Source organism: Streptomyces sp. NBC_01669, assembly GCF_026339735.1.
In the GTDB taxonomy this organism is placed as follows: Bacteria; Actinomycetota; Actinomycetes; order Streptomycetales; family Streptomycetaceae; genus Streptomyces; species Streptomyces yanii.
This window is the reverse complement of the sequence record NZ_JAPEQG010000001.1, coordinates 2,858,769-2,872,684: the sequence shown is the minus strand read 5'-3', so window position 1 is coordinate 2,872,684 and position 13,916 is coordinate 2,858,769. Positions and strand designations below refer to the sequence as shown.

At 69.1% G+C, this 13,916-nt stretch carries 15 protein-coding genes; 14 read left to right on the top strand and 1 reads right to left on the bottom strand.

Annotation, left to right across the window (positions count from 1 at the left end; all coding sequences use genetic code 11):
• The first annotated feature begins 130 nt into the window (after positions 1–130).
• On the top strand, positions 131–1,681 hold the full coding sequence (gene ffh / locus OG972_RS12495; RefSeq protein ID WP_266981045.1) for a signal recognition particle protein: 1,551 nt from the start codon (positions 131–133) through the stop codon (positions 1,679–1,681).
• Positions 1,682–1,872: 191 nt separating this feature from the next.
• Positions 1,873–3,786 (top strand): ATP-dependent zinc metalloprotease FtsH, encoded by a 1,914-nt coding sequence (ftsH, locus tag OG972_RS12490; protein WP_266981043.1) that lies wholly within the window; start codon positions 1,873–1,875, stop codon positions 3,784–3,786.
• 27 nt (positions 3,787–3,813) lie between these two features.
• Here the strand turns inward: ftsH and OG972_RS12485 are convergent, their stop codons facing one another.
• Positions 3,814–4,683, bottom strand: coding sequence for a methyltransferase domain-containing protein (locus OG972_RS12485; protein ID WP_266981041.1), 870 nt, complete (start codon positions 4,681–4,683; stop codon positions 3,814–3,816).
• Positions 4,684–4,911: 228 nt separating this feature from the next.
• Between OG972_RS12485 and proS the strand changes: the two genes are divergently transcribed.
• The 12 genes from proS (at position 4,912) to OG972_RS12425 (ending at position 13,895) form a co-directional block, all read left to right on the top strand.
• Positions 4,912–6,327, top strand: a complete 1,416-nt coding sequence (proS, locus tag OG972_RS12480; protein WP_266981039.1) for a proline--tRNA ligase — start codon at positions 4,912–4,914, stop codon at positions 6,325–6,327.
• Between the two features lie 228 nt (positions 6,328–6,555).
• Positions 6,556–7,149, top strand: a complete 594-nt coding sequence (locus tag OG972_RS12475) for a hypothetical protein (RefSeq protein WP_030928573.1) — start codon at positions 6,556–6,558, stop codon at positions 7,147–7,149.
• 157 nt (positions 7,150–7,306) lie between these two features.
• On the top strand, positions 7,307–7,750 hold the full coding sequence (gene rpsP / locus OG972_RS12470) for a 30S ribosomal protein S16 (RefSeq protein ID WP_266981037.1): 444 nt from the start codon (positions 7,307–7,309) through the stop codon (positions 7,748–7,750).
• Positions 7,751–7,752: 2 nt separating this feature from the next.
• On the top strand, positions 7,753–7,992 hold the full coding sequence (locus OG972_RS12465) for an RNA-binding protein (protein WP_005311361.1): 240 nt from the start codon (positions 7,753–7,755) through the stop codon (positions 7,990–7,992).
• Between the two features lie 79 nt (positions 7,993–8,071).
• Positions 8,072–8,641 carry a ribosome maturation factor RimM gene (gene rimM, locus OG972_RS12460; protein WP_266981035.1) on the top strand — a complete coding sequence of 190 codons (570 nt, stop codon included), beginning with the start codon at positions 8,072–8,074 and terminating at the stop codon, positions 8,639–8,641.
• Positions 8,641–9,462, top strand: a complete 822-nt coding sequence (gene trmD, locus OG972_RS12455) for a tRNA (guanosine(37)-N1)-methyltransferase TrmD (RefSeq protein WP_266981033.1) — start codon at positions 8,641–8,643, stop codon at positions 9,460–9,462. The genes rimM and trmD overlap by 1 nt, the downstream gene beginning before the upstream one ends.
• A 128-nt stretch (positions 9,463–9,590) precedes the next feature.
• Complete coding sequence (gene rplS, locus OG972_RS12450; RefSeq protein WP_266981031.1) at positions 9,591–9,941, top strand: 50S ribosomal protein L19; 351 nt, start codon at positions 9,591–9,593, stop codon at positions 9,939–9,941.
• Between the two features lie 45 nt (positions 9,942–9,986).
• The gene (gene lepB / locus OG972_RS12445; RefSeq protein WP_266981029.1) at positions 9,987–10,754 is read left to right on the top strand and encodes a signal peptidase I; all 768 of its coding nucleotides are present in this window, start codon (positions 9,987–9,989) and stop codon (positions 10,752–10,754) included.
• Complete coding sequence (gene lepB / locus OG972_RS12440) at positions 10,747–11,817, top strand: signal peptidase I (protein WP_266981027.1); 1,071 nt, start codon at positions 10,747–10,749, stop codon at positions 11,815–11,817. The genes lepB (OG972_RS12445) and lepB (OG972_RS12440) overlap by 8 nt, the downstream gene beginning before the upstream one ends.
• Positions 11,723–12,616, top strand: a complete 894-nt coding sequence (gene lepB, locus OG972_RS12435) for a signal peptidase I (protein ID WP_266990443.1) — start codon at positions 11,723–11,725, stop codon at positions 12,614–12,616. The genes lepB (OG972_RS12440) and lepB (OG972_RS12435) overlap by 95 nt, the downstream gene beginning before the upstream one ends.
• A gap of 51 nt (positions 12,617–12,667) precedes the next feature.
• Entirely contained in the window at positions 12,668–13,417 is a 750-nt protein-coding gene (gene lepB / locus OG972_RS12430; RefSeq protein WP_266981026.1) for a signal peptidase I, read from the top strand.
• Positions 13,407–13,895 (top strand): NUDIX hydrolase, encoded by a 489-nt coding sequence (locus OG972_RS12425; protein WP_266981024.1) that lies wholly within the window; start codon positions 13,407–13,409, stop codon positions 13,893–13,895. Before lepB (OG972_RS12430) ends, OG972_RS12425 begins: the two co-directional genes overlap by 11 nt.
• The last annotated feature ends 21 nt before the right edge of the window (positions 13,896–13,916 follow it).

Genomic DNA, 13,916 nt, shown 5'->3' with positions numbered 1-13,916 from the left:
CCCGCGACCACACGGAAGGGCCCTCGTCCGTCACGAGAAACGGGCGAGGGCTTTGCGTTTCGCGGCGTCCGGATACCCTTGGGGACGACTGACCTGCACCCGACCCCGACCCTGAGGACCGACGAGCGCCGTGTTCGATACTCTCTCCGACCGCCTTAGCGCGACTTTCAAGAACCTCAGGGGCAAGGGCCGCTTGTCCGAGGCGGACATCGACGCCACGGCCCGCGAGATCCGTATCGCCCTGCTCGAGGCCGATGTCGCGCTTCCCGTCGTGCGTGCTTTCATCGCCAACGTCAAGGAGCGGGCGCGCGGCGTCGAGGTCTCCCAGGCGCTGAACCCCGCCCAGCAGGTCGTCAAGATCGTCAACGACGAGCTTGTCGGCATCCTCGGTGGCGAGACCCGGCGGCTGCGGTTCGCCAAGAACCCGCCCTCCGTGATCATGCTCGCGGGTCTGCAGGGTGCCGGTAAGACCACCCTCGCCGGAAAGCTCGGCCTCTGGCTCAAGGGCCAGGGCCACTCCCCGCTGCTCGTCGCCTGTGACCTCCAGCGCCCCAACGCCGTCAACCAGCTGAGCGTCGTCGCCGACCGCGCCGGTGTGGCGGTCTACGCCCCGCAGCCGGGCAACGGCGTCGGTGACCCGGTCCAGGTCGCCAAGGACTCCATCGAGCACGCCCGCGCCAAGCAGTACGACGTGGTCATCGTCGACACCGCCGGCCGCCTCGGTATCGACGAGGAGCTGATGCAGCAGGCCGCGGACATCCGCGACGCCGTCAGCCCCGACGAGATCCTCTTCGTCGTCGACGCGATGATCGGCCAGGACGCGGTCAACACCGCCGAGGCCTTCCGCGACGGCGTCGGCTTCGACGGTGTGGTGCTCTCCAAGCTCGACGGTGACGCCCGCGGTGGTGCGGCCCTGTCGATCGCCCACGTCACGGGCAAGCAGATCATGTTCGCGTCGAACGGTGAGAAGCTCGAGGACTTCGACGCCTTCCACCCCGACCGCATGGCGTCCCGCATCCTCGACATGGGTGACCTGCTCACCCTGATCGAGCAGGCGGAGAAGACCTTCAGCCAGGAAGAGGCCGCCAAAATGGCCTCCAAGCTGGCGTCCAGCAAGGGCAAGGACTTCACCCTCGACGACTTCCTGGCCCAGATGGAGCAGGTCAGGAAGATGGGCTCCATCTCCAAGCTGCTCGGCATGCTGCCCGGCATGGGGCAGATCAAGGACCAGATCAACAACATCGACGAGCGCGACGTGGACCGTACCGCCGCGATCATCAAGTCGATGACGCCGTACGAGCGCCAGGAACCGACGATCATCAACGGCTCGCGCCGGGCCCGTATCGCCAAGGGCTCCGGTGTCGAGGTGTCCGCCGTGAAGAACCTGGTGGAGCGGTTCTTCGAGGCGCGCAAGATGATGTCGAAGATGGCGCAGGGCGGCGGCATGCCGGGCATGCCGGGGATGCCCGGCATGGGTGGCGGCGCGGGCCGGCAGAAGAAGCAGGTCAAGCAGGCCAAGGGCAAGCGCAAGAGCGGCAACCCGATGAAGCGGAAGGCCGAGGAGCAGGCCGCAGCCGCCCGTCGCGAGCAGGCGGCGGCGCAGGGTGGCGCGTTCGGTCTTCCGGCGCAGGAGGACCAGAACTTCGAGCTTCCCGACGCGTTCAAGAAGTTCACGGGCTGACACCCGACGCCCGCGGGGGCACACAGGCAAGGGGCATTCGCCATGGGCGGGTGCCCCTTACCCGTGCCACTCGGTTGCGCGCCCGTATCGGGTCGGTGTCCCTCCACGGGCCCAGCGGACAGCTTCTCCGAGGGCTTTGATCGTATTTCTCCTTTAATGTCGGCTCAACGGCTGTCGGCAGAGGAGCGCGTGTGACCAATTCCGTACCGCCACGCGATCGGACCGACCAGCCGTGGCGCTCCGAAGGTGCCCCACCGCCCAAGCCGCAGGGCCGCAAGATGCCGGGCGGCTGGGGCCGACTGCTGCTGACCGCGCTGGCCGTCTATCTGATCGCCAACCTGGTGCTGTCCTTCTTCAACGGCAGGAACGAGCCGACCATCGCGTACACGGAGTTCAGCAAGCAGGTCACGGCGGGCAACGTCTCCAAGATCTACTCCAAGGGCGATTCCATCCAGGGACAGCTCAAGAAGGAGGCGAAGATCCCGGGTACCGACAACACGTACACGAAGTTCGTCACCCAGCGGCCCGCGTTCGCCGACGACAACCTCTGGGCCGAGCTGGTCAGGGAAGACGTCACCGTCACCGCCGAGCCGGTCGTCAAGGAACGCAGTTTCCTCGCCAACCTGCTGATCTCGCTGGCGCCGATGCTGCTGCTCGTCCTGCTCTGGGTGTTCATCGCCCGGCGGATGTCCCGGGGCATGGGCGGCGGGATGGGCGGCTTCGGCCGCAAGGCCCCGCCCAAACCGGTCGAACTGGAGGCGGGCAAGCGCACCACCTTCGAGGATGTGGCCGGCATCGACGAGGTCGAGGGCGAACTCAACGACGTCGTCGACTTCCTGAAGAACCCGCAGCAGTACCGGAGAATGGGCGCCCGGATGCCCGGGGGAGTGCTGCTCGCGGGTCCGCCCGGCACCGGCAAGACACTCCTGGCGCGGGCCGTCGCCGGCGAGGCGGGCGTGCCGTTCTTCTCCGCCTCCGCCTCCGAGTTCATCGAGATGATCGTCGGCGTCGGCGCCGGCCGGGTACGGGAACTGTTCGCGGAGGCTCGAAAGGTCGCCCCCGCCATCGTCTTCATCGACGAGATCGACACCATCGGCCGGGCCCGCGGCGGCGGCTCCGGCATGGGCGGCCATGACGAGCGCGAACAGACGCTGAACCAGATTCTCACCGAGATGGACGGCTTCTCCGGATCGGAAGGCGTCGTCGTCCTCGCCGCGACCAACCGCGCCGACGTGCTCGACCCCGCTCTTACCCGGCCCGGCCGCTTCGACCGGATCGTCCAGGTGAGCCCTCCCGACCGGACCGGCCGGGAGGCCATCCTGAAGATCCACACCCGGCAGATCCCGCTCTCCGACGACGTGAGTCTCGGCCAGGTGGCGCGGACGACCCCCGGCATGACCGGTGCCGACCTCGCCAACCTCGCCAACGAAGCCGCGCTTCTCGCCGTCAAGCGCAAGCAGTCCGAGGTCAGCCAGACCGACCTGTCGGACGCCCTGGAGAAGGTGCAGCTCGGAGCCGAACGACCGCTCGTCATGCCGGAGGAGGAGCGGCGCAGGACCGCGTACCACGAGAGCGGCCACGCCCTGCTCGGCATGGTCCAGCCGGGCGCCGACCCCGTGCGCAAGGTGACCATCGTGCCGCGCGGCCGGGCCCTCGGCGTCACTCTCTCGACGCCGGACGCCGACAAGTACGCGTACACCGAGCAGTATCTGCGCGGCCGCATCATCGGCGCCCTCGGCGGCATGGCCGCGGAACAGCTGGTCTACGACGTGGTCACCACGGGCTCGGAGAGTGACCTGGAACAGGTCACCAATCTGGCGCGCGGAATGGTCGGACGCTGGGGCATGAGCAGCAGGATCGGCAGGCTGACGGCGATCCCGGGCGACATCCAGCAGGCGTACGGGCTCTCGGCGGCGCCGGCCACGCTGGACGCCGTGGACGACGAGATGCGGCGCATCGTCGACGAGTGCTACATCGAGGCGCAGCGGCTGCTGCGCGAGCACCGGGAGAAGCTGGACGCGCTGGCGTCGGCGCTGCTGCAGAACGAGACGCTGGACGAGGAGGCGGCCTACCGTGCGGCCGGCATCCCGCGCCTGGCCAAGTAGGACCGCCCCACCGCGTTCGCACCGGCTTCAGGAGGTGCAGACGAGATAGCGGAAGACATTCGGCATCCACACCGTGCCGTCCTGGCGCCGGTGCGGGTGCAGAGCCTCCGCGACCTCCTTCTCCACCTGGGAGCGGTCCGTCGCCCGCACCGCCGCATCGAACAGCCGCGTCGACAGCAGCCCGCGTACCGCACTGTCCAGGTCCGCGTAGCCGAACGGGCACGCCACCCGCCCCGAGCCGTTCGGATTCAGTCCGGCCCGGAACGCCACGTCCTCCAGATCGTCCCTGCGCGCCGGGCGCCACCCGCCCGCGCGGGGCGCCCGGGCCCCGTCGGTGAGCCGGGCCGCCACCCGGAACACCGCCGCGGTCGCGCACCGCTCGGGGGGACCCCAGCCGGTCAGCACCACCGAGCTGCCCCGGGCGAGCAGCGGCAGGGCGGACTCCAGGGCGGGCAGCAGCCCTTCGGAGTCGCCCGCCGAACATCCGATCGGGGAGAACACGGTGAGCAGGTTGTACGGGACACCGTCGCCCGGCGCGACGGCGGACGGATCACCGGCGAAGAGTTGGGGCGGCCCGGCAGGGGCCGGATCGGGGCCGCCGTCCCACGCCGCTTCCGGCAGCAGCCGTTCGCGGGCCAGATCAAGGCGTTCACGGTCGGTGTCGACGCCGGTGACGCGCGCCCCGCGGGCGGCCGCGATCAGCAGCGCGAGCCCGGAGCCGCAGCCGAGGGAGAGCATCCGAGTACCGGCTCCGACTTCGAGCCGGTCGTACACCGCTTCGTACAGCGGCGCGAGCATCCGCTCCTGGATCTCGGCCCAGTCACGAGCACGGGTTCCGGGGTCCATCGGGGCTGACGGATCCGTCTGCCCGTGGTGCCGGACGAGCGTTGGTGTCATGGAAAGCGCCCCAATCCGCCGAGAGGTAGGTCGTTCCCGAGTGATGGACGGCCCCCGTGTGTGCGTGCCCGCACTCCCCCCGTATGTCAGAGAACTGCGCATCCGCGGCCGCGTCCAGAGGGCGGAGGGCAATGGTTGTGCGCCTCGGTCGTGCGCCCCCGCAGACAGTCGGCCGTGACCGGTCCCGTCACTCTGTGGGAAAGGCGATGTCGCCGTACGATGCGCGCCATGGCAAAGGCACCCGTTCTCACACCCCAGGCCGAGGACTTTCCCCGCTGGTACCAGGATCTGATCAACAAGGCCGAACTTGCGGACAACGGCCCGGTGCGCGGCACCATGGTCATCCGACCGTACGGATACAGCCTGTGGGAGCGGATGCAGCAGGAGATGGATACCCGCATCAAGAACGCGGGCGCCCAGAACGCCTACTTCCCGCTCTTCATCCCCCAGTCTTACCTGACACGCGAGGCCCAGCACGTCGAGGGCTTCGCACCCGAGCTGGCCATCGTCACCCACGGCGGCGGGAAGGACCTCGAAGAGCCCGTGGTGGTGCGGCCGACGTCCGAAACGATCATCAATGAGTACTTCTCGAAATGGGTGCAGAGCTACCGGGATCTGCCCCTGCTGATCAACCAGTGGGCGAACGTCGTCCGCTGGGAGATGCGCCCGCGGGTCTTTCTCCGTACGACCGAATTCCTCTGGCAGGAGGGGCACACGGCCCACGCGACCTACGAGGACGCCCGCGACTACGCCGCGTACATCCACCGGGACGTCTACGCGGACTTCATGACCCAGGTCCTGGGCATCGATGTGGTGCTCGGCCGCAAGACCCCGAGCGAACGGTTCGCGGGCGCCATCAACACCCTCACGCTCGAATCGATGATGGGCGACGGCAAGGCCCTGCAGATGGGTACGAGCCATGAGCTCGGCACCAATTTCGCCAAGGCGTTCCACACCGAGTACCTGTCCCGCGAGGGCAGGCAGGAGCTGGTCTGGCAGACCTCCTGGGGCTCCTCGACCCGGATGGTCGGCGGCCTGATCATGTCCCACGGTGACGACCAGGGGCTCCGCGTCCCGCCGCGGCTCGCCGCCGTGCAGGCGGTCGTCCTCGCGATCAAGGGGGACGAGGCGGTGCTGACCGCGGTCCGTGAGATCGGCGACCGGCTGCGCGAGGCCGGGATCAGGGTCCGGATCGACGACCGCACCGACACACCGTTCGGCCGCCGCGCGGTCGACTGGGAACTGAAGGGCGTGCCGGTACGGATCGAGATCGGTCCGCGCGACCTGGAGAACGGCACCGCGATGCTGGCCCGCCGCATCCCGGGCGGGAAGGAGCCGGTCGGGATCGAGGCATTGCCGGCGCTGCTCCCGGCGGTCCTGGAGGAGGACCAGGCGACGCTGCTGCGCGAGTCCCGGGCCCGCCGCGAGTCCCGTACCAGCGAGGTGTCCACCGTCGACGAGGCCGCGGAGGCGGCGGCAGCGGGCGGCTGGGCGCGTATTGCGTGGGACGTCCTCGGGCCGGCGGGGGAGGCCCGGCTCGCGGAGCACGGGGCGTCGGTGCGGTGTCTGGTGGCCGAGGACGGGTCGGTGCCGGAGTCGGACGACGCCCCGGGTACTGTCGCCGTCGTGGCCCGCGCCTACTGAGGCCCCGGGCGCTCCCGGAGCCGTCGGACACCCCGGCGCGGAGGCGTTGTCTACGCACCGGGGCGTACCCGGCACTACGTACCACCTTGGTGTGAGCTGTGAGAGTTCTCCACAGATCGGCGCACCCGCCCTCGTCAGGGCGCATCAATGGCAACTGACTGGTACGTGCAAATTATTTGGGATGCCCCGGAATAGGAACACCGGGGCACTCGCGCTCGTTGTCACGACGTGAGCACGACACCACCTGTACTTGCCGCAGAGCTGGCACAGGCGTGGGCCGACATTCAGCGGTACCACCCCGAGCTGCCCGATCTTGCCGCGCCAGAGTCCCTGATCGGAGAGTCCTCGTCCGCCTGTGGCGCCGAGCTCTCCTTCGAGCGACTGCTGCATGAGGCAGTCCATGGAATCGCCGCCGCACGAGGTGTCCGCGACACCTCCCGCGCCGGCCGCTACCACAACCGTAGATTCCTCGCGATCGCCGAGGAGCTGGGCCTCGATCATGCCGAGGAACCCCACCCCAGCAGTGGCTTCTCGCTGGTCACGCTCAATCCCGAGGCGAAGCGAAGGTACCGCCCGACGATCGAGCGGCTGCAGCGCGCCCTCAAGGCGCACACGGTCGCCACCGCCGCCGACACCAAGCGCTCCTTCCGTGGACCCGCCGCCCGGCACGGCTCCTCCGGTGGAGGCGTGCGGGTCAAGGCCGTCTGCGACTGCGGACGCAACGTCCGGGTCGTTCCCTCCGTCCTCGCCCAGGCGCCGATCGTCTGCGGTGGCTGCGGGAAGCCGTTCCGTATCCCGGAAGCAGCGGTCGCGGTGGGGTGACCCGACGTGGTGTGGCACAATGGCAAGCTGTACTCGACAGTCGCACAGGACCCCTCTCTCCTCCGGCTGACGCGTCCATCGGGCACCCGAGTACCGCAACCCCACGTGGCATCTTCGTTGTGCCCAACCACGTCATAGACCAGGAGACACCACTTCCGTGGCAGTCAAGATCAAGCTGAAGCGTCTGGGCAAGATCCGTTCGCCTCACTACCGCATCGTCGTCGCCGACTCCCGTACCCGCCGTGACGGCCGGGCCATCGAGGAGATCGGCCTGTACCACCCGGTGCAGAACCCCTCGCGCATCGAGGTCAACTCGGAGCGTGCGCAGTACTGGCTGTCTGTCGGCGCCCAGCCGACCGAGCCGGTTCTCGCGATCCTGAAGCTCACCGGTGACTGGCAGGCCCACAAGGGTCTCCCGGCCCCCGCGCCGCTGCTGCAGCCGGAGCCCAAGGCTGACAAGCGCGCCCTGTTCGAGGCCCTGGCCAAGGACACCGGCGAGGAGACCAAGGGCGAGGCCATCACGCAGAAGGCAAAGAAGTCCGACAAGAAGGCTGACGAGGCTGCTGACGCTGCCGCGCCCGCCGAGTCGACCGAGGCCTGAGCATGCTCGAGGAGGCTCTCGAGCACCTCGTGAAGGGCATCGTCGACAACCCCGACGATGTGCAGGTCGCCTCGCGCAACCTGCGCCGTGGTCGTGTGCTGGAGGTCCGGGTTCACCCCGATGACCTCGGCAAGGTGATCGGCCGCAACGGCCGCACCGCACGCGCGCTGCGAACCGTCGTGGGCGCCATCGGCGGCCGTGGCATCCGCGTCGACCTCGTCGACGTGGACCAGGTTCGCTGACAGAGTTGAACACCGGCACGGGCCGGGGAGGGCCATGCGCCCGCCCCGGCCCGTCGTCGTATGACAGGAGAGACACAAGGTGCAGCTGGTAGTTGCGCGGATCGGCCGCGCCCACGGCATCAAGGGCGAGGTCACCGTCGAGGTACGCACGGACGAGCCGGAGCTCAGGCTCGGCCCCGGGGCCGTACTCACCACCGACCCGGCCGCGAACGGACCGCTGACGATCGAGGCCGGCCGGGTGCACAGTGGCAGGCTGCTGCTGCGGTTCGAGGGCGTGCGGGACCGTACGGCGGCCGAGGCCCTCCGGAACACCCTGCTGATCGCCGACGTCGACCCGGCGGAACTTCCGGAGGACCCCGAGGAGTTCTACGACCACCAGCTCATCGACCTCGATGTGGTCCTCGCCGACGGCACCGGGATCGGCCGGATCACCGAGATCTCGCACCTGCCGTCCCAGGACCTCTTCATCGTCGAGCGCCCGGACGGCAGCGAGGTGATGATTCCGTTCGTCGAGGAGATCGTCACCGAGATCGATCTGGAGGAGCAGCGCGCGGTCATCACCCCGCCGCCCGGCCTGATCGACGACAGCCAGGCCGTGGTCGCCTCCGCGCGGGACGACGAGGCCGCCGAGCAGGAGAACGAAGCCTGATGCGGCTCGACGTCGTCACGATCTTTCCCGAGTACCTGGAACCGCTGAACGTCTCGCTCGTCGGCAAGGCCCGCGCCCGGGGACGCCTCGATGTGCACGTGCGCGATCTGCGGGACTGGACGTACGACCGGCACAACACGGTCGACGACACCCCGTACGGCGGCGGTCCCGGCATGGTCATGAAGACCGGGCCGTGGGGCGACGCCCTGGACGAGGCGCTGGCGGACGGGTACGAGGCGGGGGCGCACTCCCCGGTGCTCGTGGTGCCGACGCCCAGCGGCCGCCCGTTCACCCAGAAGCTCGCCGTGGAGCTCTCCGAGCGACCGTGGCTGATCTTCACCCCGGCCCGCTACGAGGGCATCGACCGCCGGGTGATGGACGAGTACGCCACCCGGATGCCGGTCGTCGAGGTCTCCATCGGCGACTACGTGCTGGCCGGCGGGGAAGCCGCCGTACTGGTGATCACGGAGGCGGTGGCCCGGCTGCTGCCCGGCGTGCTCGGCAACGCCGAGTCGCACCGCGACGACTCCTTCGCGCCCGGCGCCATGGCCGATCTGCTGGAGGGGCCGGTCTTCACCAAGCCCCCCGAGTGGCGCGGCCGGGGCATTCCGGACGTCCTGCTCAGCGGTCATCACGGGAAGATCGCGCGCTGGCGGCGGGACGAGGCGTTCCGCCGCACCGCGCTCAACCGGCCCGATCTGATCGAGCGCTGCGAGGCGAGCGCCTTCGACAAGAAGGACCGTGAGATCCTCTCCATCCTCGGCTGGTCCCCGGAGCCCGGTGGCCGATTTTGGCGCAGGCCCGAAGCCGTGGAAGAATAAGCCGCTGCTGTACGTCCGGTGTGCGCCCCTGCCACAGGGGGAACGACGCCCGCCCGACGCGATCAGCACCCCATCTCCTTACGATCTCCCGTCGATGACCTGTGGCATCGGCGAAGAAAGCAGACAACATGGCTTCCCTGCTCGATGGCGTCAACGCCGCTTCCCTGCGTACGGACCTTCCGGCGTTCCGTCCCGGTGACACCGTCAACGTCCACGTGCGAGTGATCGAGGGCAACCGCTCCCGTATCCAGCAGTTCAAGGGCGTAGTCATCCGCCGCCAGGGCTCTGGCGTCAGCGAGACCTTCACGGTCCGCAAGGTCTCCTTCAGCGTCGGCGTCGAGCGCACCTTCCCGGTGCACAGCCCGATCTTCGAGAAGATCGAGCTCGTCACCCGCGGTGACGTCCGTCGCGCCAAGCTGTACTACCTCCGTGAGCTGCGCGGCAAGGCCGCGAAGATCAAGGAGAAGCGCGACAACTGAGCTAACTCCCAGCTCCGCGGCTCGGCCGGATAAGCTCTGGCTCCGATGGACACGGAAGCAAAGCACACGGAGCGCGACCGCTCCTCCGCACCCGAAGCAGGGGCGGAGGAGAGGTCGCGCTCTTCGCGTATCCCGGACCGGTTCGCCTCGTTGTCGTGGCGGCGTGCGGCCCTCCTCGGCGCTGTCTGCTCGGTCTTCCTGCTGCTCTTCAGTAGCTACGTGCTGCAGCCGTTCCTGATCCCCAGTGGCTCGATGGAGTCCACCCTGCGGGTGGGGGACCGGGTGCTCGTCAACAAACTGGCGTACCGTTTCGGCTCCGTACCGCACCGCGGCGACGTGGTGGTCTTCGACGGCACCGGCTCCTTCGTCCAGGTGGCACCCGCCGAGAACCCCGTCACCGGGCTGCTGCACGGCGCGGCAGCGTCCCTGGGGCTGGCGGAACCTGCCGAGACCGATTTCGTGAAGCGGGTGGTGGGCGTGGGGGGCGACCGGGTGGTCTGCTGCGACAAGCAGGGCAGGATCAAGGTGAACGGGCAGTCGGTGGACGAGGAGTATCTCCATTCCGGCGACGACCCGTCCCGGGTGGCCTTCGACATCGTCGTCCCCGACGGCACGCTGTGGATGATGGGCGATCACCGGAGCAACTCCCGCGACTCCCGTGACCATCTCGGAGAGCCCGGCGGCGGCATGGTGCCGGTCGATATGGTCATCGGCCGGGTGGACTGGATCGGCTGGCCCCTGGGCCGGCTGGGCTCGATCCCGAGGACCGGCGCCTTCGACTCCGTACGGATACCGGGCGGGACGCATGGGTAACCGCGGACGGGCGAACGGCGGGTCGGACGCCGACGTCCCGCTGCCGACCGGCACCAGGCCGACGGCCGCGCGCTCGCTGCCGACCCGGGCGGAGCGGCGCAAGCTGGCGCGCCGGGTCAAACGGCGGCGGCGCAGGTCCGCCGTGAAGGAGATACCCCTCCTCATCACCGTGGCGCTGCTCATCGCGCTCGTCCTCAAGACGTTCCTGGTGCAGGCCTTCGTGATCCCGTCCGGGTCGATGGAGCAGACGATCCGGATCGGCGACCGGGTGCTGGTGGACAAGCTGACGCCCTGGTTCGGCTCCCAGCCCCACCGCGGCGACGTGGTCGTCTTCAAGGATCCGGGAAACTGGCTGCGGCAGGAGAACGTCGCGAAGCAGGATCCGCCCGTCGTCGTCAAACAGGTGAAGGAAGTGCTGACCTTCATCGGGCTGCTGCCGTCCGACGACGAACAGGATCTGATCAAGCGGGTGATCGCCGTCGGCGGTGACACCGTGAAGTGCTGCGACAAGGACGGCAGGGTCACCGTCAACGGCGTACCGCTCGACGAGCCCTATCTGCATCCGGGCAATCCGCCCTCCACGCTCAAATTCGAGGTAAAGGTTCCGGCCGGCCGAATCTTCGTCATGGGCGACCACCGCTCCAATTCCGCCGACTCGCGCTTCCATCTGGACGAGCCGGATCACGGCACGGTCCCCGAGGACGCGGTCGTGGGACGGGCTGTCGTCATCGCCTGGCCCTTCGGGCACTGGCGGAGGCTGGAAGAGCCCGAGACGTTCGCTTCGGTCCCGGACGCGCGCGCCGGGACGTCGGTGGCGTACGCACCGTCGAATAGTGTGTCGTCCCAGGACCTCAATGGAATGGTCCGGCTCCCGACCCCTGCGGAACTCCCGCTCGTTATGGGAGTGGTGGGCCTGCACCGGCTAGGGGGCAGGCGGTGGCACGGAGTGAGGAGTGGATGTGGGGGATTTGGCGGTCGGCGCACGATCCGGACACGACGAACCCGAGGACCGGCCCGAGAGCGAAAGGTCTGCCGAGGCGACGCCGGACCGGGCGGAGAGTGACGGCGACTCCCCGGACGGTGGTGGTAGGGCTCCGGGGAAGCCACGCTCCTTCTGGAAGGAGCTGCCCCTGCTCATCGGCATCGCGCTGATTCTGGCGTTGCTGATCAAGACGTTTCTGGTGCAGGCGTTCTCGATTCCCTCGGACTCGATGCAGAACACGCTCCAGCGGGGCGACAGGGTGCTGGTCGACAAGCTGACCCCCTGGTTCGGCTCCGAGCCGCAGCGCGGCGAGGTCGTGGTCTTCCACGACCCGGGCGGCTGGCTGGTGGACGGCGAGTCGACGCCCCAACCGAACCTTGCGCAGAAGTTCCTCAGCTTCATCGGACTGATGCCGTCCGCCGAGGAGAAGGACCTGATCAAGCGGGTCATCGCGGTCGGCGGCGACACGGTGGAGTGCAGGAAGAACGGGCCGGTCGTTGTCAACGGCAAGGCGCTGGACGAGCAGTCGTTCATCTACCCGGGGAACACCCCGTGCAACGACGAGCCGTTCGGTCCGATCACGGTGCCCGAGGGCCGTATCTGGGTGATGGGCGACCACCGCCAGAACTCCCTGGACTCCCGCTATCACCAGGAGCTGCCGGGTCAGGGCACGGTCTCCACGGACGAGGTGGTCGGCCGGGCCATCGTGGTGGCATGGCCGATCAACCGCTGGGCGACCCTGCCGGTTCCGAGCACCTTCGACCAGCCGGGGCTGAACGCCGCGATGGGGCTGGCGCCGGGAGCACTCGGTGTAGCCGGAGCGCTGCCGCTCGTGTTGTGGCGTCGCAAGAGGCTGACCGCCGGGCGTACTGCCGGGTAGGGTGCCGACTCGGATCAGCGATTGTCGATCTCCGAGGTGGGGGACGCTGGGATGAGTGGAACAGGACGTACGAGTGACGGCCACGGTCGGCTCGGCAGCATGCTGTCGGGGCTGGCCGTGGCCGTCGGCTGTGTGCTCTTCCTCGGCGGGTTCGCCTGGGCGGCGGTGGTGTACAAGCCGTACACCGTGCCGACCGAGTCGATGACGCCGACGGTGAACGCGGGTGACCGGGTGCTCGCGGAGCGGGTGGACGGCGCCGAGGTGCGCCGCGGTGACGTGGTGGTCTTCAAGGACCCCGCGTGGGGCGACATGCCCATGGTGAAGCGGGTCGTGGGCATCGGCGGCGACCTGATCGCCTGCTGCGAGAAGAACGGCCGGCTCACCGTCAACGGCAAGCCCATTGAGGAACCGTATCTGCAGACGAAGGGCCTCGCCTCGGTGAATAACTTCTCGGCGGAGGTGCCCAAGGGGCAGCTCTTTGTCCTCGGCGACGAGCGCAGCGGCTCCCTGGACTCCCGGGTCCACCTCGACGACCCGGGGCAGGGCTCGATACCGCGCAGCGCCGTGCGGGCTCGGGTGGACGCCATCGCCTGGCCGATGAACGGGATGATCGAGCGACCGCAGGCGTTCGCGGTTCTTCCCGGCGGGGTGTCGAAGCCCGGACCGCTGGAGCTGCAGGTCGGGGCCGTGGTGGCGGGCGTGGTGCTCATCGTCGGCGGCGCGGCGTACGGGCCGATCGCGGCGCGGTCCGCACGGAACAGGCGCGAACAGGGCGGGAAGGTGCCTGCGGGTGCCCGCTGAGATCCGGAAGGTCGCCCGGGTGATCCTGCTCGACCCCGACGACCGCATTCTGCTGATGCACGGCTACGAACCGGACAACCCCGACATCACCTGGTGGTTCACGCCCGGAGGCGGCCTGGAGGGCGACGAGACCCGCGAGGAGGCCGCGTTGCGCGAGCTCGCCGAGGAGACGGGGATCACGGACGTCGAGCTCGGCCCCGTGCTCTGGCAGCGCATCTGCTCCTTCCCGTTCGACGGGCGGCGCTGGGACCAGGACGAGTGGTACTACCTGGCACGTACCCCGCAGACCGACACGGATCTGAGCGGGCTCACCGGGCTGGAACAGCGCAGTGTCTCGGGCCTGAGGTGGTGGACCTACAGCGAACTGTCGGTGGCGCGTGAGACGGTGTACCCGACCAGGCTCGCCGGGCTGCTGCGCACGCTGCTCGACGAGGGTCCGCCGCGTACGCCAGTGGTCCTGGCCCCCGAAATCGCCTAAGCCGTCGGGGGCGCGGGAGCC